29 protein-coding genes and 2 pseudogenes are annotated in these 24,387 nt (G+C 49.4%); 26 read left to right on the top strand and 5 right to left on the bottom strand.

The window, feature by feature from the left end; all coding sequences use genetic code 11:
- The 3 genes and pseudogenes from I656_RS0115655 to I656_RS07435 form a co-directional block, all read left to right on the top strand.
- Positions 1 to 360, top strand: a pseudogene (locus tag I656_RS0115655) (caspase family protein); the annotation flags it as partial.
- 148 nt (positions 361 to 508) lie between these two features.
- Positions 509 to 1,381, top strand: a complete 873-nt coding sequence (locus I656_RS07430) for a HipA domain-containing protein (RefSeq protein ID WP_020755210.1) — start codon at positions 509 to 511, stop codon at positions 1,379 to 1,381.
- Position 1,382: 1 nt separating this feature from the next.
- Positions 1,383 to 2,129, top strand: coding sequence for an HIRAN domain-containing protein (locus I656_RS07435; protein WP_033005705.1), 747 nt, complete (start codon positions 1,383 to 1,385; stop codon positions 2,127 to 2,129).
- Positions 2,130 to 2,489: 360 nt separating this feature from the next.
- Here I656_RS07435 and I656_RS17965 read toward each other — a convergent pair whose 3' ends face one another.
- The gene (locus tag I656_RS17965; RefSeq protein WP_223810856.1) at positions 2,490 to 2,921 is read right to left on the bottom strand and encodes an alkaline phosphatase family protein; all 432 of its coding nucleotides are present in this window, start codon (positions 2,919 to 2,921) and stop codon (positions 2,490 to 2,492) included.
- 148 nt (positions 2,922 to 3,069) lie between these two features.
- On the opposite strand from I656_RS17965, the gene I656_RS07440 reads away from it, so the two are divergent.
- The 5 genes from I656_RS07440 (at position 3,070) to I656_RS07455 (ending at position 6,260) form a co-directional block, all read left to right on the top strand.
- The gene (locus I656_RS07440; protein WP_020755206.1) at positions 3,070 to 4,596 is read left to right on the top strand and encodes a YifB family Mg chelatase-like AAA ATPase; all 1,527 of its coding nucleotides are present in this window, start codon (positions 3,070 to 3,072) and stop codon (positions 4,594 to 4,596) included.
- Positions 4,597 to 4,601: 5 nt separating this feature from the next.
- Positions 4,602 to 5,078: a transposase gene (locus I656_RS07445; protein ID WP_033005703.1), complete on the top strand. Its 477-nt coding sequence runs from the start codon at positions 4,602 to 4,604 to the stop codon at positions 5,076 to 5,078.
- A gap of 270 nt (positions 5,079 to 5,348) precedes the next feature.
- Positions 5,349 to 5,639 (top strand): DUF3467 domain-containing protein, encoded by a 291-nt coding sequence (locus I656_RS07450; RefSeq protein ID WP_020755204.1) that lies wholly within the window; start codon positions 5,349 to 5,351, stop codon positions 5,637 to 5,639.
- The gene (locus tag I656_RS0115650) at positions 5,639 to 6,034 is read left to right on the top strand and encodes a hypothetical protein (protein WP_023634263.1); all 396 of its coding nucleotides are present in this window, start codon (positions 5,639 to 5,641) and stop codon (positions 6,032 to 6,034) included. The genes I656_RS07450 and I656_RS0115650 overlap by 1 nt, the downstream gene beginning before the upstream one ends.
- Positions 6,003 to 6,260, top strand: coding sequence for a DUF2283 domain-containing protein (locus I656_RS07455; protein ID WP_033005702.1), 258 nt, complete (start codon positions 6,003 to 6,005; stop codon positions 6,258 to 6,260). The genes I656_RS0115650 and I656_RS07455 overlap by 32 nt, the downstream gene beginning before the upstream one ends.
- A gap of 209 nt (positions 6,261 to 6,469) precedes the next feature.
- On the opposite strand, the gene I656_RS07460 is transcribed toward I656_RS07455, so the two are convergent.
- On the bottom strand, positions 6,470 to 6,922 hold the full coding sequence (locus I656_RS07460; protein WP_020755202.1) for an N-acetyltransferase: 453 nt from the start codon (positions 6,920 to 6,922) through the stop codon (positions 6,470 to 6,472).
- Between the two features lie 837 nt (positions 6,923 to 7,759).
- On the opposite strand from I656_RS07460, the gene I656_RS07465 reads away from it, so the two are divergent.
- From I656_RS07465 to I656_RS07470, 3 genes are all read left to right on the top strand, one after another.
- Positions 7,760 to 8,098 (top strand): hypothetical protein, encoded by a 339-nt coding sequence (locus tag I656_RS07465; protein WP_020755200.1) that lies wholly within the window; start codon positions 7,760 to 7,762, stop codon positions 8,096 to 8,098.
- Between the two features lie 341 nt (positions 8,099 to 8,439).
- On the top strand, positions 8,440 to 8,769 hold the full coding sequence (locus tag I656_RS0115645; protein WP_033005712.1) for a hypothetical protein: 330 nt from the start codon (positions 8,440 to 8,442) through the stop codon (positions 8,767 to 8,769).
- A gap of 576 nt (positions 8,770 to 9,345) precedes the next feature.
- On the top strand, positions 9,346 to 10,239 hold the full coding sequence (locus I656_RS07470) for an ADP-ribosylglycohydrolase family protein (RefSeq protein ID WP_020755197.1): 894 nt from the start codon (positions 9,346 to 9,348) through the stop codon (positions 10,237 to 10,239).
- Between the two features lie 78 nt (positions 10,240 to 10,317).
- Here the strand turns inward: I656_RS07470 and I656_RS07475 are convergent, their stop codons facing one another.
- Positions 10,318 to 11,256: a hypothetical protein gene (locus tag I656_RS07475; protein ID WP_033005699.1), complete on the bottom strand. Its 939-nt coding sequence runs from the start codon at positions 11,254 to 11,256 to the stop codon at positions 10,318 to 10,320.
- Between the two features lie 171 nt (positions 11,257 to 11,427).
- Positions 11,428 to 11,925, bottom strand: a complete 498-nt coding sequence (locus tag I656_RS07480; protein WP_020755194.1) for a L,D-transpeptidase family protein — start codon at positions 11,923 to 11,925, stop codon at positions 11,428 to 11,430.
- 232 nt (positions 11,926 to 12,157) lie between these two features.
- Here I656_RS07480 and I656_RS07485 point away from each other — a divergent pair, with 232 nt between their 5' ends.
- Positions 12,158 to 12,358, top strand: coding sequence for a hypothetical protein (locus I656_RS07485; RefSeq protein WP_011232749.1), 201 nt, complete (start codon positions 12,158 to 12,160; stop codon positions 12,356 to 12,358).
- 43 nt (positions 12,359 to 12,401) lie between these two features.
- On the opposite strand, the gene I656_RS07490 is transcribed toward I656_RS07485, so the two are convergent.
- Positions 12,402 to 12,875 (bottom strand): hypothetical protein, encoded by a 474-nt coding sequence (locus I656_RS07490; protein WP_011232748.1) that lies wholly within the window; start codon positions 12,873 to 12,875, stop codon positions 12,402 to 12,404.
- 269 nt (positions 12,876 to 13,144) lie between these two features.
- On the opposite strand from I656_RS07490, the gene I656_RS07495 reads away from it, so the two are divergent.
- The 14 genes and pseudogenes from I656_RS07495 (at position 13,145) to I656_RS07540 (ending at position 24,058) form a co-directional block, all read left to right on the top strand.
- Positions 13,145 to 14,077, top strand: a complete 933-nt coding sequence (locus tag I656_RS07495) for a DMT family transporter (protein WP_020755190.1) — start codon at positions 13,145 to 13,147, stop codon at positions 14,075 to 14,077.
- Positions 14,078 to 14,278: 201 nt separating this feature from the next.
- Entirely contained in the window at positions 14,279 to 15,172 is an 894-nt protein-coding gene (locus I656_RS07500; RefSeq protein ID WP_020755189.1) for an Rpn family recombination-promoting nuclease/putative transposase, read from the top strand.
- A gap of 17 nt (positions 15,173 to 15,189) precedes the next feature.
- A pseudogene (locus tag I656_RS07505) lies at positions 15,190 to 15,645 on the top strand (DUF1861 family protein); the annotation flags it as partial.
- Positions 15,646 to 15,647: 2 nt separating this feature from the next.
- Positions 15,648 to 16,706: a glycoside hydrolase family 130 protein gene (locus I656_RS07510; protein WP_033005695.1), complete on the top strand. Its 1,059-nt coding sequence runs from the start codon at positions 15,648 to 15,650 to the stop codon at positions 16,704 to 16,706.
- Between the two features lie 219 nt (positions 16,707 to 16,925).
- Positions 16,926 to 18,278 carry a TrkH family potassium uptake protein gene (locus I656_RS07515; protein WP_015375963.1) on the top strand — a complete coding sequence of 451 codons (1,353 nt, stop codon included), beginning with the start codon at positions 16,926 to 16,928 and terminating at the stop codon, positions 18,276 to 18,278.
- A 17-nt stretch (positions 18,279 to 18,295) separates the two neighbouring features.
- Positions 18,296 to 19,183 (top strand): UTP--glucose-1-phosphate uridylyltransferase GalU, encoded by an 888-nt coding sequence (gene galU / locus I656_RS07520; RefSeq protein ID WP_020755185.1) that lies wholly within the window; start codon positions 18,296 to 18,298, stop codon positions 19,181 to 19,183.
- A gap of 148 nt (positions 19,184 to 19,331) precedes the next feature.
- The gene (locus tag I656_RS19205) at positions 19,332 to 20,084 is read left to right on the top strand and encodes an ATP-binding protein (protein ID WP_235048627.1); all 753 of its coding nucleotides are present in this window, start codon (positions 19,332 to 19,334) and stop codon (positions 20,082 to 20,084) included.
- Between the two features lie 49 nt (positions 20,085 to 20,133).
- Positions 20,134 to 20,583 carry an AAA family ATPase gene (locus I656_RS19200; RefSeq protein ID WP_235048626.1) on the top strand — a complete coding sequence of 150 codons (450 nt, stop codon included), beginning with the start codon at positions 20,134 to 20,136 and terminating at the stop codon, positions 20,581 to 20,583.
- A 2-nt stretch (positions 20,584 to 20,585) separates the two neighbouring features.
- Positions 20,586 to 21,017 carry a hypothetical protein gene (locus tag I656_RS07525; RefSeq protein WP_020755182.1) on the top strand — a complete coding sequence of 144 codons (432 nt, stop codon included), beginning with the start codon at positions 20,586 to 20,588 and terminating at the stop codon, positions 21,015 to 21,017.
- A 22-nt stretch (positions 21,018 to 21,039) separates the two neighbouring features.
- Positions 21,040 to 21,225, top strand: coding sequence for a DUF488 family protein (locus I656_RS19895; protein ID WP_331436735.1), 186 nt, complete (start codon positions 21,040 to 21,042; stop codon positions 21,223 to 21,225).
- On the top strand, positions 21,210 to 21,383 hold the full coding sequence (locus I656_RS19195; protein ID WP_235048625.1) for a DUF488 family protein: 174 nt from the start codon (positions 21,210 to 21,212) through the stop codon (positions 21,381 to 21,383). The genes I656_RS19895 and I656_RS19195 overlap by 16 nt, the downstream gene beginning before the upstream one ends.
- Positions 21,380 to 21,868, top strand: a complete 489-nt coding sequence (locus tag I656_RS07530; protein WP_020755180.1) for a macro domain-containing protein — start codon at positions 21,380 to 21,382, stop codon at positions 21,866 to 21,868. Before I656_RS19195 ends, I656_RS07530 begins: the two co-directional genes overlap by 4 nt.
- A gap of 274 nt (positions 21,869 to 22,142) precedes the next feature.
- Positions 22,143 to 23,114 (top strand): DUF1861 family protein, encoded by a 972-nt coding sequence (locus tag I656_RS07535; protein WP_020755178.1) that lies wholly within the window; start codon positions 22,143 to 22,145, stop codon positions 23,112 to 23,114.
- 380 nt (positions 23,115 to 23,494) lie between these two features.
- Entirely contained in the window at positions 23,495 to 24,058 is a 564-nt protein-coding gene (locus I656_RS07540) for a Uma2 family endonuclease (protein WP_020755177.1), read from the top strand.
- Positions 24,059 to 24,387: the final 329 nt, after the last annotated feature.

Raw genomic sequence — 24,387 nt, 5'->3', positions numbered from 1 at the left:
CTTTATTACAACCTATATATGTTGCGAGTAAGGAGAATATTATTTGGTGAAGAATTACCTCGGTATGATCATTCTTCCGTATTGTTAGAAAGTATGATTATAAACCCCTCTAATGCAAAGATACAAGTGATTTCAAACCTTTTGCGTATCTTGAAAGAAAAAGGTTACACTATGGAACAGATCCGAGGAAAAGTGGTAGAACAACTCATTTTAACTGGGACACTACAGGAAATTGAGGATTTAACATTTGTTGTTGAGAATGGGGTAATCAAAAAAGTGTGCCTCCAAGGTTATCGTCCAAAATATTACGCAAATGTGGAACCAACAAAAATAGAAATCAATGAATCAGTAAATATTTAAAAAATAGTTTCCAATCATATTGTCCTTTTTTGGTTTTTGATGACCGAAATTTTAAATCGTTACGCCGTAATTTTATGATGAATGATAAATTTGCATCATTTAGTGTTAAAATACATAGTAAGATTGTACGAAAAAGGAACGATTAGCATTGTTGAGAGATGTCAGTAAGTGGGAACGAGTCGGGTATGGTAGAAAAAGTACACTGGAGAAAGAGGAATTGATATCTCCAGAGAAAATACATTATCTTATAAAATACCCGCGGCAGTTTAAAGAAGGAGTTTCTTGGGAGGATATTACAGAACTAATTGCCGCTGAAATTGGAGCTATATTTGGTTTAGAAATGATGAGTGTTGAGATTGTAACCAGAAACGGTAGAAGAGGATGTCTTCTACGAAATTTTGTAAAGGAATATGATGCAAAAATGGCTGAAGAAGGTGGAGTTTTATTATCAGCGCTAGTCGACGATTATAAGGAGCTCCAAGAATCCTCGTTGAAGGACATGGAACTCATTGATGCTGGATTCAAAATAATGAAGAAATTTGTGTATTGGGAGACCATAAAATCAGAGTTTATAGATATGCAATTGTTTGATATTCTTATTGGCAATCAAGATAGGCACCCATTTAATTGGCAATTGCTATTTCTTGAAACAGGAGCAAAATTCTCTCCCATTTATGATAACGGTGCTTCTTTAGGGTTTCGATTTGAAGATGAAAAGCTGATACAAATGGTCTCGAATCCCCAAGAAATGAACAAATATACGGAAAAAACAAGGGTTAAGGCGGGTATATTTGAAAAGAAAAAGGTCAAAGCTAAAGACTTGTTAACATATATTAGTAAAAACTTTACAGATGAGTTTAATCAAAGTATCCAAAAGTTAGTTGAATTTGATTTAATAAGGTATTCTGATTTTATTCAATCATTAGATATTTTAAGCGAGGCACAAAAAGACTGGTTATTGAATATAGTGCCTTTTCGAAGAAAGAAAATATTGGAGTGGATTGGAAGGGATGATCAATAACATGAAAAAAGTTCATACACTTTTAGTGGTTTGGCAAAATCCTAAAACCCGTTCTTTTTATCATATAGGAACTCTTTCTCATTATGATGGCTATTATGAGTTCACTTACACCTATAATGCCTCTGGTCACGGAAAACTGAAAGATGCATTGAATAACGGGTATATGTTGCATCCGGCTTTCCCAGACCCAACTAAAATATATCGATCAAAGGAGCTGTTTCCGGCGTTTGAACGCCGATTGCCGTCACCAGATCGTGCGGATTTTAAAGCCATTTTGTCCGATTTAGGTCTGGATGAGAATTCCACTAAGATGGACTTGCTTCAACAAACACGTGGGCGGTTAGCCAGCGACACTTATTCTTTTGAGCAACCGCTGCGTCTTGAAGACGATGGAAAGCTGCGTGTCAGCTTTTTTGTTCATGGCATGCGCTATCAAAATCTTCCTCAAAATTGGGCAACATGGCTAGCCATTAACGAAACGTTGAAATTAGTACAAGAACTAACAAACACTTATGATCCCCATGCTGTTGCTATCTATACTCACGGAGGGAAGAAGCTTGGATATGTTCCAGCCTTTTATAGTAAGGCCGTCTTTTCCTTGTTAGAAAATGGAGCGAACCCTTCTGTTCGTGTTGTGTATATGAATGAAAAATCAACTCCTCATTGGTGGCTGAAAGTAGCCTTTGAGTGCGAGATTCCTTCTTTCCAAGGTGCAACATTGGATGAATTAGCCCCTGTTATGGGATAATACCTGCCGTGCTTCGAAGTTTGTCAAAGATTTAACATTAGCAGGGATGGCTTGATCCATTGCCATGGCTATTTATAACCCTCGGCAACGGCTTAGGCTATTCCGCCAACGAAGTCGTTGAAACAGATGAAAAAGGGACCAGTCGCAAAGCCGTCATGGAATCCAACGACTGACTGAGCGCTCCGACGTGCTTTGTCGCCTCATCGGAGAAGATGGATAAGGAAACTGGACTGAGAAGCGGAATATTCGCTTGAAGATAATATTTTCAGTGCATGGAAGCGGCATCGTGGAAATGTGAAGGAAATACAGAGCCTCCCGCTGAAGGAGTGTTGTCAGCGGGAGGCTGATTGTTTATCTGCGTCAATCAATCAGTGTTAAAATCCAATCTTTTAAATCAATCATGCGTAAATGTTTTGGGGACGAATCGGTGCCAGTTATAATCATCGGCACTAGCGAATCTTGTTTATGAAGCCCCCCGTGGCTTGCTCCTCCAACATGAGTTGGAGAGCCTTCACCGATAAATTCAAATCCCGGTTTAGCACTTGCAACAAGATAATTTCCTCCATGAGAAGTCAGCGAGCTGTACAATCGGGCCAGTGCATCCGGATATTCATCATAAAAAATCTTATTGTTCTTTACCGTAAGATTCAAAACGCCTGCATCTCCTGCTAGATCCCACGATTGTTCATACTCATCCACCAATGGCCCATTCGGTTTAAAAATGAGTCTTCCCGGCCGAACTCCAGATATGACGTGCACGGATTCTTTTTCCATCCAGGCAATGACATCCACTCTGTCGTCTTTTGCAGCGTTTTCGCGATATCCGGAAGTGGCGCTCACCGCCCGAAATTTGTCGAAATATTGGTAATTGAAAGATAAATGAGAGGGTATTACAATGATGGGTGAGAACTAATGTTCTGTGATTGGGAGGGATGGATGAGTGACGGTGAAGATTTTAAGCATTGGGTTAAGGGGGTTAGAAGGGTATCGGGTGCAGGTGGAGGTGCAGGAGGTGCCGGGGATTGCGGCGATGGTGATTGTTGGGTTGCCGGATGCGTCGGTGAAAGAGGCAAAGGAACGTGTTCTTGCTTCGCTTTATGCTTTCGGATGCGACTTTTTTGATAAAAGGCTCGTTGTTCATTTGTCTCCGCCGGAGCGGAAAAAGCATAGCCCGATGTTTGATTTGGCGATGGCGATTGGGATTTTGAAGGCAATGGGCAAGCTGACAGCGCCGGTTTCCCCCGATGCAGCGTTTTTAGGTTCGTTATCGTTGGATGGAGCGATTCAGCCGGTGGATGGCATGCTTCCAGCAATATTGGCGGCAAAGAAGCTCGGTTTTCAAAAAGTATACCTTCCGTATGATCCCACACTTCCGCTTCATCATTTGAAAGATCTCGGTTGTATCTTTGTTCAGACATTGGAAGAAACGGTGCAATATCTGCAAGGACAACGTGTTCTTTCGTTATCCCCAGCTTTTCGCACTCCTGAAATCATGGACTCCCCGCGAAAGCATCATCGGGATTTTCAATCGATTATTGGCTATCATCAAGCAAAGCGAGCATTGGAGATCGCAGCGGCAGGCGGACATCACGTGTTAATGGTTGGACCGCCTGGGTGCGGGAAAAGTTTGTTGGCGGAAACGTTTCCGACGATTTTGCCGAGCCTTTCTCATGATGCGCAGTTAGAGGTGATCAGTTTGTACCAGCTGGCAGGGGAAAAAATCGAGAGCGGCCATCCGCCTTTTCGTCATCCGCATCATTCCGCTTCATCGGTTTCTTTAATTGGCGGGGGAACGCACCCAAAGCCTGGCGAAGTGTCGCTGGCACATCGCGGTGTTTTATTTCTCGATGAAATGGCGGAATTTGCAAAAAAGACGCTGGATATGCTTCGCCAGCCGTTAGAGACGGGGAAAGTGACGATTAGCCGTATTTCGTCGACGGTAACATATCCTGCGGACTTTATTTTGCTTGGGGCGATGAATCCGTGTCCGTGTGGATATTTAGGCTCAAGAACGCGCTATTGCACATGTAGTCCGAAACAAATTCAAGCGTATCGAAATCGTGTTTCCGGGCCGATTTATGACCGGATGGATGTTTTATTGTCATTGGAAGTCATTGATTTCACCAAAGAAACGAGGGTTTCGGAATCTTCGGAAACCATAAGGAAAAGAGTAGAAGAAGCAAGAAGAAAGCAATATGAACGTTACGGAAAAGAAATAACGAATGGGCGTGTTCCTTTTGAGTTATTAATGGAAAAAAGCCCGCTTGCCAAAAGGCAGCAACTTCTGTTGCAGCAATGGGCATCCCAGCATCAATGGAGCAATCGTGTACAAACGAAAATCATTCGGCTGGCAAGGACCATTTCCGATTTAAAGGGAACCGAAGAGATAGCGGATGAATCGCTTTGGGAAGCGATGACGCTAAGATGGCTGAAAACATATACGAAGCAACAGGCAACAGCGAGGTAAAAAGAATGGGACGGCAAAAGCGGATCTGGGTGCCCCATCGGTTTTATCATATCGTTTGCCGCGGCAATCGGCGTGATCCCCTATTCAAGGAAACAAATGATTTTCTCGCTTTTCTTCATATCCTCCACCAGCTTCACGAAAAAATCCCATTTGAAATAGCCGCATATTGCCTTATGACGAATCACTTTCACCTGCAGCTGCGCTCAAAACAGGAGCCGATTTCGAAAGTCATGGCGCTCATGAACAAACGGTATGCGAATTATTATAATACTCGCTATCGTTTGACGGGACATGTATTTGAAAAACGTTATTATGGTAAATTGATTGACAATGACAGCGGAATGTTGGAAGTGAGTCGATATATTCATCTCAATCCTGTAGAAGCTCATATGGTGCATGCGCCGGAACCTTACCGATGGAGAGTTTATTTGTATATGCATCCCAAATCGCTGCCTCCGAAATTTATGAATATGGATGCATGATTAGATTACTTTTCAGGCACAAAAACAGAGCGGAAGAAAAAATATGCTGAATTTGTGAGGGGGTGAGGGTGCCTGTCACTTGTCAGCCATCGAAAGCGCGTGGAAATGGCATCAGCGGAAAGGACGATGATTAGGCCGCCCCTTGGTGGGGCGGTTTATTTATAGGCATTTTCTATATACAGCGGTTTCCCTAATGAAATGAGTGCAAGAAAATTCTTTAAGGTATAAAATATAATTACAATACCGTTTTAAAAGGGAGAGGAAAGGTATATGGAAGGGAATATGGAAAAGAGACCCTTCAATGTTTATTGTAATTCCATTAGTTTAAGTATGAGTCTTCATGATATTATCCTTAATCTTCAACAGCAATCGCCCGATGGAAATATATACCTCGGAAAGGTTACTATGAGCCCACAACACGCCAAACAATTTGCCTATTTGTTATTGAATTACATTAAGCAGTATGAAGAGATATTCGGTGAAATCCCTTCCCCGCCAAGCGAGGAAAAGATTCAGGAACTTTCGCAATTAGGTATTATTGGTGTGAAGAGTGAGCAATAATGGAAGGTAACAAGATCAATACAGACTACATATTTATAACTGAGGACCCTCTAGGCAGAGAGGTGCGGCTTAAAAGCACAACATGGAATTATCATATTGTTGGTGGGGATCATACAAGGGAAGAGTTTATAGGCCAAGAAGATATGGTCAAGAGCGTCATTCAAGATCCTTGTTTTATATTGCCAAATAATCCGGACGATCAGCATGATACAAGACAAAAATATATAGATCTTGTGCAATTGCCTAAGTTTAAGTCGCTAAAGGCGTTGGTCGTTATTGTCGACCATGAAGATGAAGCGTATGGTGACGTTGTTACCGTCATCGCCAAAAGCAGGTTAAACCAAGAGACAGGAGGTGCGATTTATGTTCGTCCAAAATTTACAGGAAAACGTTAAATACTCCTATGACTATGATCACGATGTTCTTTATATTTATTTGGGCGAACCAAAAGTGTCGTACGATGACGAAGCAGCTCCTGGTGTGTTTATCCGGTTTTCTGAAGAGGATGAGGTCATCACTGGCATTGTGATTATGGACTACAAGAAGCGGGATATTGAGCGTATAAAGAAGTTGATACCGGTGAATATTAATTTTCATATGATTAACGAACAAATCCATTAGTTTTGGTCGATTTTGCCTCTGCTATGGGCTCAACGATGTCGTCCTTCGCTATTTCAATGCCGTTGGGGCGCACGAGTCGGGGGGAATTGGCGAAGACCTCACATTTCGCACCCTCTCGACAAAGAAGCAGGTGTCAACCGCTCTGTCGCAGGGCGGTTGTTTTCAAGCAAATCTCCCACCTTTTCGCGGTTGCGCAGGTGGGAGAAGGGTCAAATGTATTTGATCATGGCTGTTTCATCGCAACAGTCCAGCTTGGGGCAATTGACACAGTCAATCCACACTTTTTCAGGCAACGTTGCTTTTTCGGCGATTTCAAATCCGCATTTTCGAAAAAACTCAACTTGGTAAGTGAAGGAGATTAACCGCTTCACCCCGAGTCTTGCCGCTTCGTTCGCAATATGGTCGACGAGCATGCGGCCGATTCCTTTCCCCATATGGTCAGGCGATACGACTAACGAACGGACTTCCCCAAGATCGTGCCCTAGGATATGCAACCCAGCGACTCCAACGATTTGGTTGTCTTCCCTTGCCACATACATGCATTGCAAGTGCTGGTAGATGGATAACAACGAACGGGGCAAAACCAAGCCTTTTTCCGCATAGTGTTGAATTAATGCGTGCATTTCCTTTACATCGCTGGTGACTGCGTGGTCGATTTGCATCGGGTTCCCTCACTATCGTATGATTATAGATTTTCTTTTTATAAATATACGATATTTTGTGTTTATATTCAATCGCGAATTTGCTGAGGCTGCCCGGTGCCGCATTTCTTTGCAAGCGAACCCTAGGTGAATGGTTGCGCTTTTTGGTTCAGGCGGGTATGCAGTTTCCACTCTCTTTTTCGCTGCCCCCCTCTTTTTGGCTGTCTTCCACCTCCCCTTTTGATCGCGTTGTCCGCTTTTTTTGCCCTTCTTCTAGAACGTGTCATTGCTGTTTGTCCGGTTGAAGTGTCGAACAGCTGTTTCGTCAAGCATCCAACGCTCATTTTCCTTCATGGAATGCCCGTATCCGTCCCAACGCTTGGCGAGCGCCATGCCGTTTCCATTGTCATAGGTTTTGATGAATTCGTGGAATAAAAAGGGTTTTTTGAGGGTATATAGAATCAGTTATAGATGGCATGAATTTCTTTTCACTTTTCATGGCCGATTGCGCTGCGGTGCACTGGAAAAGGCCGACGTTTGGGGTGAAATGAACAGAGAGTCTTCAGCAGGAAGGGCATAAGGTTGATGATGGGGGAAGCAATATCAGCTGGAAATGATTTTGCATGGGCGAGGCAATCCCGTTAACTGGACGCAGAAGCAAGTCAATGTTTACCTGAAAAACGCCGCTGGCAAGAGGGGATGCCCACGATAAACGACTGTAACGAAACGGGTAATGAGTACATACCCGAACCCATCAATCAAGGCCAAAGGTCCGAGACAGATGCGGTCGTCTTATGACTGGACATGTTTCTTCAGCGCACGGCGGTGTGTATCAACGGATAAAGGGAGGAGAAAGACGTGAAGGAAGAAATAGTGCTGGTAAAAATCCATCATACATTGGCAGAGGGAAAAGACTACTATGAAGCGATACGTGGAAACTGGCTGATAAACGAACGGAGATTCCCGTATATCCAGTATGTAGTAGGGATCAATCATGGAAAAATCGTTTGTGCTTTTCGTCCTGAAAAATGGGAAACTATCGAGGAAAAAGGGCAGAAAAAAAGGCGGTTTGAGGGCGTAGAGGCTCCCGTAGAAGTTCTGCAGAAGTTGCGACGGAAGGAAAGTGAAATAGCGAGGAGATTCAAGGGACAGAATCCCGTCAGGTATCTTTCTTTGGACGAACTGGAGAAAATGTAAACCGCACTTCAACAGCGGGCATCTTTGTTTATGGCTGAATATTTTTGCATGGTTGATCCTAGGCATAACGGCGGTGTGGCGAAATAAGATGTACATCGTGAGGGGGATTTTGGTTAACAGGGGACAGAGTCGGACGCCAAGGTGATGCATAAGGAACGAAAGCGCTAGGGACGGTGGGATTTGGCTGACGGGCATACAGACTAGTGGAATTAGGCCGGGGTGAGGAGAGGGCACAACACGGTGCGGAGATGGAAGGCAGCGCTGGCCTGTCGAGGAGGGAAGTCAGCTGCCAGGAACATGCCTCAGAGCGACACCGCGCGGGAAGATGGGGGGAAGGCTCGATGGAACAAGGGGAACAGATGCCATGGCTGCTAGACAGCAGACACGTCGAGATGGAATGTTTGAAAGAGATTGTGAAAAGCCTTAGCTACACAAAAGAGAAGTTGTTGGAGATCATCATCAACCCCGGAAATTACGACGAAGAGACGGTCCAAAGAGCGTGGGATCATTTGAACATGATCGACGAAGGACTATTGGCGAGGAAAGACGGGCTTCTTTCGGCGGAAATCCATCGTTCGCTCATAGAGATTAAAAAGAAGTTGAAAAAGATGAAGCGGCAGTGTGATAAACGGGAACGGCCACTGTCGCAAGACCGTGGCGACGGGGAATGAAGATGTCATCTCACTTGGCGCTTCTTTTTGAAAAGCTTGGTGGAGCGAATGGTTAGAAAGGAGGGGGCGCGTCTACATAACCGTTGTCATCTTGCTCGATGGTGGCGAAGGGGAGTGATTGTTCTGAGAGGATGTAGAATACATAACTTAGGAAAAAAGACTTGGTTCTATAATCCTATTTATGGACAACATGTCTGTGAACGAGCAAGGATTGGGATTTAGACTGAATCGTTTATCCTGAGTCGCTATTCTTAAAAATATTTATGGAAGGGGAAGGATTAATAGGAAAAGTGTAGAAATGAAAAATAAATATTAGCGGAAGATGGGGGTGGGAAAGGAGAGTGGCGGATGGTCGGAGATGTGGCACATGGTGTGGCGCAACGGGAACACAGACGTGAACTTGACCGGGGAACAGGGCGGCGGCTATGAGCGGACGAGTCCGGACGGGAATCTGGAGAACAACTTCACGTCGGCCTGAAGACCTTTGGGGAGTGCGGTGCGTAACCGCGATGGATCGCAATCGATAGTTTTGACGATTGAGGCCGTTCACACATAGGGAAGGGGGGAGTCTGCAGGGTGTTGGATCGAATCAAAGGCGGACTGTTTGGGGTGGCGATCGGGGACGCGCTCGGGGCGACGACGGAGTTTATGAGCGTTGACGACGTCCGCCGCAAGTATGGAAAGGTGACGGACATCATTGGCGGTGGTTTCCTTGACTTGAAGCCCGGGGAAGTAACGGACGATACGGCGATGACGATCGCGGTAGCGCGGGGGATCATTCGCGATCCGACATGCCCGATTCATGACATTGGCGAGGAGTTTTTGCGGTGGTACGAGACCGACCCGCCCGATGTCGGCATCATCATCCGCACGGTGTTGAGGCGGTATCAGGGCGACTGGTTTGCGGCCGCGGTGCAGGCTTGCGAGGAGTTAGGGGGAAGATGTGCAGGCAATGGGTCACTGATGCGCTGTTTGCCGATCGCGCTGGCGTATGCGGACCAAGAGAAGATGGAAGAAATAACGGCTTTGCATTCCCGCATGACACATGCGGACGAACGGGCGACAGAGGCGTGCCTGATTTACAACCGCATCGCCTTTCGGGTGCTTCAAGGAGAGCCGCTCGCCAAGGCGATTCGGAAAGAAGTGGAGCATACCCGTTATGAGCCGCTGCTTATGGTGACGCCTGCCTACCCTCCTGATGGGTATGTCGTCCATACGATGGGGTGGGTGCTGCATTGGCTGCTCCGTTGTGACTCGTTCGAAGATGTCGTCATTTCGGCCGCGAATATGGGTGGAGACAGCGATACGATTGCAGCCATTGCGGGAGGGCTGAAAGGGCTTGAAGTCGGATACAGCCAGCTGCCGAAGCGGTTTGTGGAAACGATCGGTTGCGCTGATGAACTGGAAAAACTGGCGGTGCAACTGGCCGATGTGCGAAGTTCGTTCGGATCGGAAGCTGTGCAGGGGTAGGGGGACGGAAAAAGGCACTTGTTATCGTTGGGGAGAGGGCATGAAAAGAGCCGCGCGGTTGCGGCTCTTTTGTGCTGCCTATCGGTCCATTTCCTTTGCAAGGTCGGCGACTTCGGCGACGGTCAGGCCGGTTCGTTTCGCTACTTCGTGGATGGGCAAGACATCAAGGAAGTTTTTGGCGATTTCAATGGCTTTCTGTTTTTCGGCTTGCTTAACCGCTTGCTCTTTTTCCTGTATGATTTTTTGCAAGGCTTGCTCTTTTTCCTGCATCACTTTCTTCAACATTTCTTCTCTTTCTTGTTCAAGTTCTTCGACTAACAGGCGAAACACTTTGTTCATTTTGATCCACTCCTTTACATTTTCGGCGTATGACCGGTCGATGAATTTGTCTGTAGCGGTCAGAACGCCAGCGATGATGTGCAGCTGTTTCGGTTCGTCGCCGATCGCTTTCGCCAGCTCGATCGTTTTTTCGATCATCGTTTGCCGGTCGAAGCGGGTGTGCATGAGCGGCACGAGGATGAGTTTCATCGTTTCTTCTGGAGTGAGCGGTTCGCCGTTGTGGACTTTTTCTTCAATGGCATGGAAAATCGCATCGCCGTTGAATTCGCCAAGCAACACCGCTTTGGATGAAAGAAACACATCGCCGGCGTCAAGCCGTTCGCGGGCGGTCGTGACATCGCTTGTGTAGATCACAACGATGCGAATCGGGCGGATTCGTTTTTCCTGTTGATAGTATGTGTGGAGGAGCCGACAGGCATAATCGAGATACTTCAAATGGTTGTCGAGAAATCGTTCGTTGCTTTCGTATTCCAGAAGCAAAATGGAATCGTCTTCGAGAAGAAACACGGTGTCGGCGCGCCGTTCGTCCGCCCGAACAGACGGAAATTCGGTTGGCAGCACTGCTTTGATCCGCGGGAGTCCGTGAAGTCCGTATACATCGAGGGCTTGGTTTTGGTACAATGCGCTGAGTGATTTGAACAAAATGTCTTTGGCGTGATGCGAGATCCCGCCCGGCATCCTCTCCACTCCATTCGCTTTTTACCTAAATTATACTACTTGCCCGACCGATTGTCAGCTGCCATCGTGAGCGGGAACACGGTGTTCGTTCGGTGGGAGCGCATGGCATCTCCTTGAAACAGAAAACAGGTTGCGACCCGGAACAGATGGATGAATGGTGCTGTTTTGCCCTCACGGACGGATGAACACCTCCGTTCCGTTCGGAACGATGGAGGCGAGTTCGAGCACGTCTTTGTTGTGCATGCGGATGCAGCCTTTGGATACGTATTTGCCGATCGAGGACGGGTCGTTCGTGCCGTGGATGCCGTAATGGACTTTGGATAAGCTGAGCCACATGGCGCCGAACGGACCGCCCGGGTTCGGCTGGCGGTTGACGATGACAAAATCGCCGACGGGGGTGGCGGTGACCATTTTGCCGACGCCGATCGGATACGTGCGGATCGTTCGTCCCCGGTGTTTTAACGTCAGCTGGCGGCGGCTGATCGAGATGTGGATCGTGTAGGGAATCGATCCTTTCGGCGGAAGGTGGGGGATGACGATCCCTTGGCCAGGGAAGATGACGGACGCGGCGGTCAACCCATTGGCGCGAAGGAGCGCCTCAACAGATGTGCGGTAGTCGCGGGCGATGGAGGCGATCGTTTCCCCGTGTTTGACGATATGTTTGTACATGGCATTTCGCTCCTTTTTTTCGCTGGATGGAGAAAACAGCTCCGATTGATGATACATTAGTGTATGAGAAGATTCGAATAAGGTTGCTCAAATGGGAAGAGAGTCTCATGCGCATGGCATGCGGCCGCCATGCCGTATGAACGCGCTGTGCGTTAGTCTATACTTGACAGGGAGCGTTGCCTAACGGGTGTTTCTTGTCAAAACGTGTAGGTGAAAAAGGAGGATGGCGCGAATGAGAACGTTTGTCCTAAAACCGGAAGGACAGAAGGTTGATTATGAGCTGTATGCCGAGCTCTCCCCTGTCCCGCTTGAGATCATTGACGGCGATCTCTTTTTTACGAAAGAGGAGCGGGAAAACTTGCTTAAGCTGTTGATATACAATGTCGGCATTAATCGGACGCTTGAGATCATCGAGGAATGGAAGGAGCGGTGAAAGCGGCGCCCGGTCGATATCGGGGCCGCATCGATGTTGGGGGTTACGGGCGGTAAGGGAACAAAATGTTCTTTTCCCCTTTTTCTTTGGCGACGAAGACGTCTTGATGGATTTCGAACACGCCAAAAGCGCTATGGAACGTCTGAATGACGCGGACGCGATACACGTCGTGAAGCGGTTTGTTCTCATCAGACATCGACCATGACGACAGTTTTTCCACCTCATCGATGCGGTAGTCGAACGTCTCGACGCCGAAGTCTTGCATAAAGACGTGGGCGCGGCGCTGGATGTAGACGTCTTTTGGGAATTTCTTTTTCATAAGCGGGTGAAACAGCTCCCAAGAGCTGCCAAAATCCCCTGCCTGCTCGTAGCGGTAAAACGTGTCAACGATTTCCTTTGCCTCGTTCCGTTCGTTCGAAAGAAACAGAGACAAGATCGCCACCAACACGGCGACGGCAGTGAGAACCGCCACCCCCGTCCTGGCTCGGATCGTCTTTTGGCGGTAGCGTGGGAACATGGGGTCTTCTCTCCTCTCTGTTATACCATATGCACGATGGACGGCCGATATGGGCGGAGAAAGGAAGAACATGCCGCGGGCTTGAGATGACGGTGCTTTTGAGTCAAAAAATCCGCTGTGGTGTAGTAAAATAGAGGGCAGAAGCCATTGCAGCGGAAGTGAATTCATTCGTTCTATGCGGAAACGGGTGGGAAAGCGGAGCGTCCATCGGCTCCGTTTTTCCTTTTCCATGTTGAGAAAAACCGAACGTGCAGGAGAGGGAGAGAGGGATGAAGAGATCATTCATTTATGTGTTGCTTGTCGGGATCATGGTCGCCTGGGGGCTGAATGTGACGGCGTTGAAAGTTTTGGTGGAGCATTTTTCGCCCGTCGCGTTGACGGCGCTGCGCATTCTAACGGCCGGGTTGGTCGTGCTTTTGTTTTTATGGGGGATCGGCAAGCTTCAAAAAGTCAGTTGGAATGAGGCGAAACAGATTGGTTTGGCTGCATTGTTCAGCGTGGTGGCCCATCACTTCTTTTTAGCGTTGGGAATTGCGAGGACGACAGCGGTGAATGCGGGTCTTGTGCTGGGGCTTGTGCCGCTTGTGACGGCGCTGTTGGCGATCGTGTTTTTAGGCCAGCGGCCGACGTTGTTTCGGCTGCTTGGCATCGCGCTTGGGTTTTTTGGCGTCGTGTTTGTTGTGGCGAGCGGCGACGGGGGCCTTGGCCATTTGTCCATTGGGGATGTGTACGTCTTTTTGGCCGTCTTGGCGCAAGGGATCAGCTTTATTATGATCAAAAAGGCGACGGTCGAGGCGCGGTTGATGACTGGGTGGATGCTTGTCTTCGGGTCGCTTTGGCTGTTTGTCTTAAGCCTCGTGCTCGAGCCGAGCGGCCTATCGAGTTTGAAAGAAGGCACGCTTCCGCTTTGGATGATTTTCCTTGCTTCGGCGGTCGTCGCGACGGCGCTCGGCCATATGTTTTACAATCAGGCCGTGCAGCACCTCGGGCCCGCGGAGTCGGCGGTGTTCATCAATCTCAATCCGTTTTTTTCGCTTCTTGGGGCGCATTGGCTGCTGGGCGAGCCGATTTCGCCGATGCAGCTGGCTGGTTTTCTTTTCATCGTCGTGGGCGTGATGTTCGGCAGCGGGGGGATGGATGACGTGATCGCCCGTTTCCGCCGGGCGAAGGCGGTGGAGGGCGGAAGGAAGGCGGGGATGTAGCCGCCTTGGCATCCCCTGCTTTTCGGCCTTGCGTGCAAGTGGCGGAACATTCATATCCAGGAATGGAGGGGGCTTCACATTGCGGTTGGCGTCTTGGCTGTCTCTTCTCGAAAAGGGACAGCCATTTTTGTGCCATCGGCAGGATTTTGCTTGATGATGTCGAAAAAGAGAATACGAAACGTATTCGTGTGAGGTGAATGTATGGCGATCGATCACGACCGGTTGTTCAAGGAGTTGTTGCAGACGTTTTTTGAGGAATTTGTGCTTCTCTTCTTTCCGGATATGCACGAGCATATTGATTTCAACCATTTGTCGTTTTTGTCCGAAGAGCTGTTTACGGACGTAACGGCTGGGGAGAAGTACCGCGTTGACCTGCTCGTCGAGACGAAGTTCAAAGGAAAAGACGGATTGATCATTGTTCACGTAGAAAACCAAGCGTACGTTCAATCGTCATTTCCAGAAAGAATGTTTCTTTACTTCAGCCGCTTGTTTGAAAAATACCGCACTCCGATCATTCCGATTGCCGTCTTCAGCTATGATGCCATCCGAGATGAACCCTCTTCGTTCACGCTCTCCTTTCCGTTTGGCGATGTGCTTGACTTTCGCTTTTTCCATGTGGAGTTGCGCAAGCAAAACTGGCGCCAATTCATCCGCACCGACAACCCGGTGGCGGCTGCGCTGCTTAGCAAAATGGGGTATACTGAAAGTGAACGAGTGGAACTGAAAAAGCAATTTTTGCGCATGTTGGTGCGTCTTGAGCTAGACGAGGCAAGACAGCGTTTGTTGATGGGCTTTTTTGAAACGTATGTGAAGCTGTCCGATGAAGAAGAACAACAGCTTCGAAGCGAGGTGAAACAAATGGAGACGAAAGAAAAAGAACGCGTGCTGGAATTGATTATTTCGTACGAGCAAAAGGGAAAAATTCAAGGCCGAAAGGAAGGACGGGAGGAAGGGCGCAAAGAGGGAGCGGAACAAGAAAAACGGCACATTGCGAAACGGATGTTGATGAAAGGGTTTGATGCGCAGACGATTCACGAACTGACCGGATTGCCTGTGACGGAGATTGAGGAAATGAAACAAAGCGGCTTCAAGTGAATGGAAATCAAACAGGCGGGGCAAAAGGCGGACGCGGAAAAATCGGCTTCACCCGCATCGGTGCGCTCGATGAGTTGACGGTGGAGGCGATTGAGAAGGCTCCGCTCATTGACGGCCAATTTTCGGATGAAGAATGGGGCGGCGCCAATGAGGTGCATTTGCTTGACAATGGGCTCGTCGGTGTCTTGGGCCATATCGCTTGTTTCGATCACGAGCGGAACCGCCACTATTATCCGATGGTGTTTGCGTTCAATCCGGATACGGGGGAAGCGTCGGACATGGAGTTGATCGCCACAAGAGCCCATTTCCTCGATGGCCCGGCGAAGCGTCCGGATTTGGCGGATGTCGTGTTTAGCGGCGGATTGATTCGCAACGGGGACGGCACGGCCGATTTTTACGCTGGAACAAGTGACGCAGAAGCGCAAAAACTCACGATCGTGGATCCATTTACGAAATACGAAAGGCAGGGGTGACGATGCACCTTTACCGCTATGAAGAGAACCCGCTGATTACACCGAACGATGTGCCGCCGCATCACGACGGGTTTGAAGTGATCGGGGCGTTTAACGCCGGGGTGGCGACGTTCCAAGGGGAGGTGTTGCTGCTTCTTCGGGTGGCGGAGCGGCCGATGTCGGATGACCCGAACATCGTGAAAGCACCGGTATGGAACCCAGAGACGGGGAAGGTCGATGTTTACGAATTTCGCAAAGACGATCCGCGCTATGATTTTTCCGATCCTCGGGTGATCAAAGAGGCGGGGGCGGAGCGGTTCGCTTACTTGACGTCGCTTTCGTATTTGCGCCTCGCCCGAAGTCGGGACGGGCGGCGGTTTACGATCGACGACCGCCCGTTCGTCTATCCATCGAATGAGCTCGAGACGTTCGGCATTGAAGATCCGCGCATTACGTACATTGACGGCACGTATTACATTTATTTCAGCGCCGTGTCGCCAAAAGGAGTCGGCGAGGCGATGGTGTCGACGAAAGACTTTCAGACGGTGACGCACCACGGCATGATTTTCGCGCCGGAAAACAAAGATGTGCTCATTTTTCCGGAGAAGATCAACGGCAAGTATTACGCCCTCCATCGCCCGGTGCCGAGAAGCAACGGCCGCCCTGAGGTGTGGATCGCGGAGTCGGAGAATCTGCTTCATTGGGGGAATCACCGCTTTTTGTTCGGTCTGCGCGAAGGAAAGTGGGACAGCGCCCGCATCGGCGGCGGGGCGGTGCCGATCAAAACGGAGCGAGGCTGGCTTGAGTTGTACCACGGCGCGTCGGATGACCACCGCTATTGCATGGGGGCGGTGCTGCTCGATTTGAACGATCCGGCAAAAGTCATCGCCCGCTCGGAGCGGCCGCTTGTTGAGCCGGAAGCGGATTATGAGGTGAACGGCTTTTTCGGCCGCGTCGTGTTCTCATGCGGGGCGCTTGTGGACGGTAATATTGTGAAAATGTATTACGGCGCCGCCGATACGTCGATGGCGTGCGTGGAGCTGAAGCTGGGTGAGATTTTGGATTCGCTTGTCAAGGAATGAACTTGTAAACGGGAAACGCCTGATGCGTCGGGCGTTTCTTTTTTTGGCTTGTGGCTCCCTAGGCGCTTTTCTGTCGAAAGTTCTTCCTTTTGTTTCTTTCTTGGCAAAGGGATTTGATATAATGGAAAAAAACGTCGATTGATCGGGACAATCCATTACGATGTGAACTCGGCGTACGGAAGCTGCCCGCGCGCTGGTCGGGGCAATGGTGGTGACGGCATGACAATCAAACGTTCATTATGGTTGAAGTTGTCGACGATTCAGTTGATCATTCTGTTTTATTTGGCGGCCGTCGCGGTGTCGACGGTGCTGTTATGGCTGCCGATTGTGCATCAGCCGGGAGTGGAGCTTCACTGGATTGATGCGCTGTTTACGGCGGCGAGCGCCATTAGTGTGACCGGGTTGACGGTTGTGTCGATTCCGGAGACGTTTAATACGTTTGGGATTGTTTTGTTGATTGTGATGATGCAGGTGGGCGGCGTAGGGTTAATGATGCTTAGTACGTTCATTTGGCTGTTAGTTGGCAAAAAAATCGGGTTTCGTGAGCGGCAGCTGATCATGACCGATCAAAACCGTCTTGCGCTCTCAGGGCTCGTGAAGCTCACGCGGGACATCTTTTTCTTGATTCTGGCCATTGAAGCGGTCGGTGCGCTGATTTTGGGCGTGTATTTTTTGCGTTATTTTCCGACGTGGCCGGAGGCGCTTTTGCAGGCGGTGTTTGCGTCGGTCAGTGCCACGACGAACGCTGGATTTGATATTACCGGCCAGTCGCTGATTCCGTTCGCCGGTGATTATTTCGTGCAAGTCATCCATATCATTCTGATCATTCTAGGCGCGATTGGCTTTCCTGTGCTCATTGAGGTGAAGGAGTTTTTGTTTGCGCGCGACCGAGGGCGCTACCGGTTTTCGCTGTTTACGAAGTTGACGACGGTGACGTTTTTTGCCCTCGTCTTCTTTGGCACGGTGGCGATTTATGCGCTTGAATGGAGCCATTTTTTCGCTGGAAAGCCGTGGCACCGGTCGCTCTTTTACGCCTTGTTTCAGTCGGTGTCATCGCGCAGCGGCGGGCTGGCGACGATGGATATGAACGAGTTTTCCGACCCGACGTTATTGCTTTTGAGCGCGATGATGTTTATCGGTGCTTCCCCGAGCAGCGTTGGCGGGGGCATCCGGACGACGACGTTGGCGGTGATTTTGTTAACGGTTTGGCATTATGCGAAAGGGCGCTCAGCGGTCAAAGTGTTCGGGCGTGAAATTCATGAGGAAGATATTTTAAAATCGTTTGTTGTCTTTATCGGTGCGCTGTTCCTTTGTTTTGCGGCGGTTCTTGCGCTTTCCGTCTCGGAATCGTCGCTTCCTGTCGTTATGCTTTTGTTTGAAGTATGTTCAGCGTTTGGGACGACCGGGCTGTCGCTCGGCATTACCTCTGAGCTCAGCCCGTTTGGCAAGCTGGTGTTGGTGATCGTCATGTTCATCGGCCGGGTCGGCATCATTTCGTTTTTATGGCTCGTCCGCGGCCGAGCGGTGAAAGATAGCTACCATTACCCGAAAGAACGAGTCATTATCGGCTAGAAGAGGGGGACGGAATCATGAAAAAAGTGCGCAAAGCGATCATTCCGGCAGCGGGCCTTGGGACGCGGTTTTTGCCGGCGACAAAGGCCATGCCGAAGGAGATGCTTCCGATTGTCGATAAGCCGACGATTCAGTACATTGTCGAAGAGGCGGTGGCATCGGGCATTGAGGACATCATCATCGTCACCGGGAAAGGGAAGCGGGCGATTGAGGATCATTTTGACTATGCGTTTGAGCTCGAGCAGCTGCTGAAGCAAAAAGGAAAATTGGACTTGCTTGAGAAAGTAAAAGAGCCATCAAAAGTGGACATCCACTACATTCGCCAAAAAGAGCCAAAAGGGCTGGGGCATGCCGTTTGGTGCGCGCGCAATTTCATCGGAGACGAGCCGTTTGCGGTGTTGTTGGGCGATGATATCGTCCAAGCGGAAAAACCTTGTTTAAAACAGCTCATTGAGCAATACGAACAAACGTTCAGCTCGGTGATCGGCGTCAAGCGCGTGCCGGAGGAAGAGACGCACCGTTACGGGATCATCGACCCGCTCGAGCAGAAGGGACGGCGCTACCAAGTGCGCCGCTTTGTCGAAAAACCCGCTCCGGGCACAGCGCCGTCGAACCTCGCGATCGTCGGGCGGTACGTGTTGACGCCGGAAATTTTCTTGTTTTTGGAGAAGCAGGAGGTCGGCGCAGGCGGGGAGATTCAGCTCACCGATGCGATCGGGCGGCTGAATGAAATTCAGCGTGTCTTTGCCTACGAGTTTGAAGGAAAACGGTACGATGTCGGGGAGAAGCTCGGCTTTATCGAAACGACGATTGAGTTTGCCTTGCAAAACGAGGAGCTGCGGGATGATTTGCTTTCGTTTTTGGAGCGGGTGGTGGCAGAGGCGAAAGGATCGAAGAACAGCTAATTCAATCATCAAGTCGTTCGCATTGGCATGTTTTGCATGACAGCTTGTCGTTTTTCAGGGATGAAGACAAAAAGGAGGGTAGGATGTGGCGCGCATACGGATTGAACAGTTTGGCCCTGTGGAGCTGTTTGATGAGGAGATCGCGGATGTGACCGTTTTGATTGGTCCTCAAGCGAGCGGAAAAAGTACGATCAGCAAATTGATTTTTTTCTTTCAATCCATTCCTGACGAATGGGTCAACTATTTGCTTTCAGTGCGTCAAACGGAAGAACACAACCCATTTTTCGAGTTCAATAAACGTTTGCGAAGAAAATTTGTCGGATACTTTGGCACAACCAAACATATGAAACCGTTCCATATTCGTTATGAGTATGATGTTCAAAAGTTTGTTCGCCTAGATTTAAAGGACGGTTATGTGCAAATCCATTTCAGCGATCCGCTCAAACGGGAGATCCAGGAAAATTTTTTGCATGTTGTGAAGTTGAAAAAGGAGATGCAATACGAACAACAACAGTTAGATGATTTTTGGAATGTCTCCTCCTGGAAAGTGCGGCAGCAAAATATATTGGAAACGGTCAAAGCCTCCATCGCTGAAGTATTCGGTGATTCCAAAACACCTATTTTTATCCCTGCGGGCAGAAGTCTAGTGGCGACCTTGTCGGATCAGCTTCAGGACATTAATCCGCAACAGCTCGATGTGTTGACAGAGCAGTTTATCGAGCGAATCAATTTGCTGAAGAAGATGTTTTCCCATTCATTTGAGGAAATCATCGAAGATCGCAAAAAATTCTCGACAGAAAAAATTGACTTTGAAGCCATTCGACTGGCCATCAAGATGATCGAAGGCGTGATGAAAGGAAAATACATGTTCTCTGATTATGGAGAGCGGATTTTTTTTTAATGAAAGAGAGTATACAAAACTGAAGTTTTCCTCTTCTGGACAGCAGGAAGTGGTTTGGATTTTATTGCTCATTTTCACCGTCATTTTGGAACGGCAACGAGTGTTTATGGTGATTGAAGAACCGGAGGCGCACTTGTACCCCAACGCCCAACAAGAAATGGTGGCCTTATTTGCGTTGCTGCTCAACGTAACGAATAGTACACTCGTGATCACGACTCATAGCCCGTACATTTTGTCTGCTTTTAATATTTATTTGTACGCTGCCAAAATCGGAAGGAAATTGGATGGGCGTGCCAATCCGATTATAGACCGAAAGCTGCGCCTTTCTCCGGAGCGGTTAAAGGCCTACATGCTAGAGAGCGAGGGAGGGAGATTCCGCTACCGAAGCATTATCGATGATGAATTACGGTTAATCCAGGCCGAAGCGATCGATGAAGCATCGTCTGCCATCAACCGTGTTCTGGATGAGCTTATGGAGGCGGAGGAAGAGGGGGAATAAACATGGCGGTTGTAGAATGGGAAAGTTGTTTGCAATATTGCGACCGTCGAAAATTAGCGGTTGTTAAGGAAAAAGGGAGAGAGATTCGTTTTGTCAACGAAGGGGAAAAGAGGGTGGCTTTATACCGTGTAGACGGTTGTTTGATTCAAGAGGGGGTAAAATGCGACTTTTTATTTTTGGTGATCGAAGGGGAGCAGGCATTTTTCATCGAATTAAAAGGGTCTGATCTCGTGGAAGCGGTGCGGCAAATCATGCGGACAGTTGAACAATTAGGCAAGAAGTTGTCTGGATACCGGTTTGAAGGACGAATTATCATGACGCGAGTGAGAACACCTAATGTAAAATCGACCGATAGGATCAAGCTGGAAAAAATGTTGCGGAGAACGGGCGGTTCGTTAGCGGTGAAAGTGAACTGGGACGAGGTAGAGGTGTAAAGGAAAGTAGGGAAACGGACCTGTGTTCCAAACAAAGCAAATTGATATTCCAGCGGAACGGGATGACGGCATCCGCATTCTCGTCGACCGCCTTTGGCCGCGGTGTCAAAGGTCGAAGCGTGCCGTGACCGCTGGTGAAAGAGACTGCCCTCCAGCAATGGTTTGGCCATCGGCCGGAGCGGTTTGCCGAGTTTGCGAGAACGTATGAACAGGAGGACTGATACGACGAAGCAAGCGCTCGTTACGGAGCTGCTTTCGCTTTCCGGAACGGTGATGTTGCTTTATGCCGCCAAAGACGAGCAGCATAACCATGCCGTTGTTCTTAGGGAGTTTTTGCGCAACATCGCTAAGGAGGGGTTCGGATGATTCGCGCCATGGTCGGCGATCTGACCAAAGTGGAAGGAGTCGAGTACATTTGCAATGCCGCCAACGGCATCGGGCCGATGGGCGGCGGCGTGGCAGCGGCGATCCGTCGGGCGGGGGGACGTGTGATCGAGGAGGAAGCGATCCGCGTCTGTCAAGCGCAAGACCCTAAGCCCGGCGATTTGTACGTGACAGGAGCAGGCTCGCTGCCGTTTCGCGGGGTCCTTCACTTAGTGACGATGAAGCAGCCTGCAGGGGCGACGTCGTATGACATCGTTCGGGCGTGTCTCGAGCGGCTCGTCGCGCACTGTCGGGAGAACGGAATCAAGAAGGTGGCGTTGCCAGCGCTAGGGACAGGCGTCGGAAGGCTTGACAAAGAAAACGTGGCGCAGTTGTTTGTCGAGGTGTTGGGTCCGGTCGAGGATGTGGAGTTTGTGGTGGTGGATATTGATCAAGCATTCATCCGTTTTGTCCAACAGCGCCAATAAAGGGAGAAAAAGGGCCTTGACTTCGTCTTGGCCCTGCTTTTTTGGCAATGAATAACGTGTTTCCTTCTTTCTCATATCATATTATAATAAGAACACACGAATGAATGAGTTTCATTGACTTCCTGATCCGGCGACGGGGGGTGGCATCATCGTTGGTGTCCGAATGACGAAGCCGGTGTGAAAGGGAGTGGGGTTTCCTGTTCGAACCGCGATCAGGAAAAACAGCCAAAAATGCCAATGCGGGCGTTTTTGGCGCCATCCGGAGGGATGAATCATGTTATTCTCATTGCCAACATTAAAGACATGTCAAGTGTTAGTGGATGAATTTCGTTCGGCCCCACAGCCGTTTGAGCCGGAAAAGCTTCGCTTTGCGGGTGTCGGGGACCGGGACGTTTATAATATTTCCGCACCGTTTGTGGATGAAGGAGAATGGGTGATCGCTGGGCGCGTCGAGGCGCGCGACAGCGAGCAATCGGAAGTGTACTTTTTCGTCGAGCGCGACGGCGTCTGGGTTCCTCGTGAAGGGGCGCCGGTGTTCGCCTTGCAGGATCCGTTTGTGGCGCGCATTCACGGTCAGTTGGTGTTCGGCGGCGTGGAGACGTTTCCGCATCCGGTGTTTGTTGGCGAGCATAGCTGGCGGACGGTCTTTTACCGCGGACCGAACATTCGCCGCTTAGAAAAGTTCGCCGAAGGGCCGGATGGGATGAAAGACATTCGCCTTGTCGAGCTGAAAGATGGGTCGATCGGCGTGTTCACCCGGCCGCAAGGGGAAAAAGGCGGCCGCGGGAAAATCGGGTTCACCCGCATTTTCTCGCTCGATGAGTTGACGCCGGACGTGATCGAGGCCGCGCCGATTTTGGACGCCCAATTTACGGATGAAGAATGGGGCGGCGTGAACGAGGCGCATTTGCTGGCGAACGGGCTTGTTGGGGCGCTCGGCCATATCGCTTGCTTTGACGAGCACGGCAACCGCCATTACTACCCGATGGTGTTCGTGTTGAACCCGGAGACGATGGAGCGCTCAGAGCTGGAATTGCTTGCGCTTCGCTCCCACTTTTTAGACGGACCGGCGAAACGGCCGGATTTGGCGAACGTCGTTTTCAGCGGCGGACTCATCCGCAAAGGCGACGGCACGGCTGAGCTGTACGCCGGCGTCGGCGATGCCGAGGCGCAAAAAATTTCCCTGATCGACCCGTTTGCGAAATACGAAGCGCAAGAGCTTGATCGGATGTATGCTTCCGTTTAGGGAAAGGATCGGTGCGACAAACCTTCTCTATGAATGGGGAAGGTTGGCGGCCGGTCCTTTTTCACATTTGGCCGGCCATGTTTCTTGCCTTGTGCGAAGGGCTTCGGTTTGACATAAACGTGACTTGTTTGCGCGATAGACCATAATAGCCAGCGGCAGTCGGAGCCGCGTTGTTCTCCTAGGAGTCGGTCGGACGAAACCATTTTGGCGGATATGGATCCAAAAAATGTTCATAATGTATAAAACGGAAGATTTTGCATTCATATTCGCTGACTTCAATCCATTGGACGGATTCTTAGGGAAGACCCTTTTCACCTCCCATTGCCCCTTTCGAAGCCATCCAGTATACTGAGAAAAAAGGGAATGGGGAGGGGCCTTCGTTGTCTTTGCCGCTTGCTTCTGGCGTGTCGTATGAGCGCTATTGGGTCCTGCGTGAACAAAGCGATGATCGTTTAGAGTATATTGATCGGGCCGTGTATATGACCCCGTCGCCAAGCGTGCGGCATCAGCTCATCTCGAGCCGGCTTCATTTTCAGTTCAGTTTGTTTTTTCGAGGAAAGCCGTGCGATGTGCTGGCGGCGCCGCTTGATGTGGAGCTTGTTGATGAGCAAACAGGAGAACGACATGTGGTCGTTCCCGACTTGACGGTCATTTGCGGCGAAGAACGGTTGGATGGAACGAAGTATATCGGAGTGCCGCCGCTGATCGTCGAGATTTTAAGTCCGTCGAACCAGGCGCATGATCTTGTCACCAAGTTCAATTTGTACATGGCATGCGGTGTCCATGAATATTGGATCGTCAATCCGATGAAGCAGGCTGTGACGGTGTATGTGCTCAATGAGGAACGGCTGTATGAGCAGGCGGATGTTCAAGTGAAAACGGGAACGGTTCGCTCCGTGTATTTTCCGGGGCTTGCAATCGACATGGCCGAATTGTTTCATTGACAAGATGCCGAGAGGACTGCTTGAAAGCGAACAGCGTGGGATCAATCCCACGCTGTTTTCGTGAAAATGCAGGACTGGCGCGTGATTTTCATCCCCGGGTGGAGGACAAAGCGTGCTGCCCATGAACCTTTCCGTGAAAATGCGCGTGCCTTGATGATTCATGTTCATGCCCGGGTGAAGGGCAAAACGTTGCCCATGAGATGTTTCGATGAACACACGTGCCTGGATGATCCTTTTCATGGCTGGACAAAGAACAACACTTGTTGGTCAACTACCCCCACTTAGCTAACGCTTGAAGTGGGGGCTTGCAACCATACCCATCAAGTTAA

Source organism: Geobacillus sp. WSUCF1, from assembly GCF_000422025.1.
Lineage (GTDB): Bacteria > Bacillota > Bacilli > Bacillales > Anoxybacillaceae > Geobacillus > Geobacillus zalihae.
The sequence above is the reverse complement of the archived record's forward strand: the minus strand, read 5'-3'. Positions and strand labels throughout refer to the sequence as shown.

What these genes read in the sequence shown, in the direction of transcription:
- I656_RS07435 (WP_033005705.1), top strand. Translation starts at nt 1,383, where the DNA reads ATGAAAAAAGTTCATACACTTTTAGTGGTTTGGCAAAATCCTAAAACC.
- I656_RS07445 (WP_033005703.1), top strand. Translation starts at nt 4,602, where the DNA reads ATGGGACGGCAAAAGCGGATCTGGGTGCCCCATCGGTTTTATCATATC.
- I656_RS07450 (WP_020755204.1), top strand. Translation starts at nt 5,349, where the DNA reads ATGGAAGGGAATATGGAAAAGAGACCCTTCAATGTTTATTGTAATTCC.
- I656_RS0115650 (WP_023634263.1), top strand. Translation starts at nt 5,639, where the DNA reads ATGGAAGGTAACAAGATCAATACAGACTACATATTTATAACTGAGGAC.
- I656_RS07455 (WP_033005702.1), top strand. Translation starts at nt 6,003, where the DNA reads ATGTTCGTCCAAAATTTACAGGAAAACGTTAAATACTCCTATGACTAT.
- I656_RS07460 (WP_020755202.1), bottom strand. Translation starts at nt 6,922, where the DNA reads ATGCAAATCGACCACGCAGTCACCAGCGATGTAAAGGAAATGCACGCA.
- I656_RS0115645 (WP_033005712.1), top strand. Translation starts at nt 8,440, where the DNA reads ATGGAACAAGGGGAACAGATGCCATGGCTGCTAGACAGCAGACACGTC.
- I656_RS07475 (WP_033005699.1), bottom strand. Translation starts at nt 11,256, where the DNA reads ATGCCGGGCGGGATCTCGCATCACGCCAAAGACATTTTGTTCAAATCA.
- I656_RS07480 (WP_020755194.1), bottom strand. Translation starts at nt 11,925, where the DNA reads ATGTACAAACATATCGTCAAACACGGGGAAACGATCGCCTCCATCGCC.
- I656_RS07485 (WP_011232749.1), top strand. Translation starts at nt 12,158, where the DNA reads ATGAGAACGTTTGTCCTAAAACCGGAAGGACAGAAGGTTGATTATGAG.
- I656_RS07490 (WP_011232748.1), bottom strand. Translation starts at nt 12,875, where the DNA reads ATGTTCCCACGCTACCGCCAAAAGACGATCCGAGCCAGGACGGGGGTG.
- I656_RS07495 (WP_020755190.1), top strand. Translation starts at nt 13,145, where the DNA reads ATGAAGAGATCATTCATTTATGTGTTGCTTGTCGGGATCATGGTCGCC.
- I656_RS07500 (WP_020755189.1), top strand. Translation starts at nt 14,279, where the DNA reads ATGGCGATCGATCACGACCGGTTGTTCAAGGAGTTGTTGCAGACGTTT.
- I656_RS07510 (WP_033005695.1), top strand. Translation starts at nt 15,648, where the DNA reads ATGCACCTTTACCGCTATGAAGAGAACCCGCTGATTACACCGAACGAT.
- I656_RS07515 (WP_015375963.1), top strand. Translation starts at nt 16,926, where the DNA reads ATGACAATCAAACGTTCATTATGGTTGAAGTTGTCGACGATTCAGTTG.
- galU (WP_020755185.1), top strand. Translation starts at nt 18,296, where the DNA reads ATGAAAAAAGTGCGCAAAGCGATCATTCCGGCAGCGGGCCTTGGGACG.
- I656_RS07525 (WP_020755182.1), top strand. Translation starts at nt 20,586, where the DNA reads ATGGCGGTTGTAGAATGGGAAAGTTGTTTGCAATATTGCGACCGTCGA.
- I656_RS07530 (WP_020755180.1), top strand. Translation starts at nt 21,380, where the DNA reads ATGATTCGCGCCATGGTCGGCGATCTGACCAAAGTGGAAGGAGTCGAG.
- I656_RS07535 (WP_020755178.1), top strand. Translation starts at nt 22,143, where the DNA reads ATGTTATTCTCATTGCCAACATTAAAGACATGTCAAGTGTTAGTGGAT.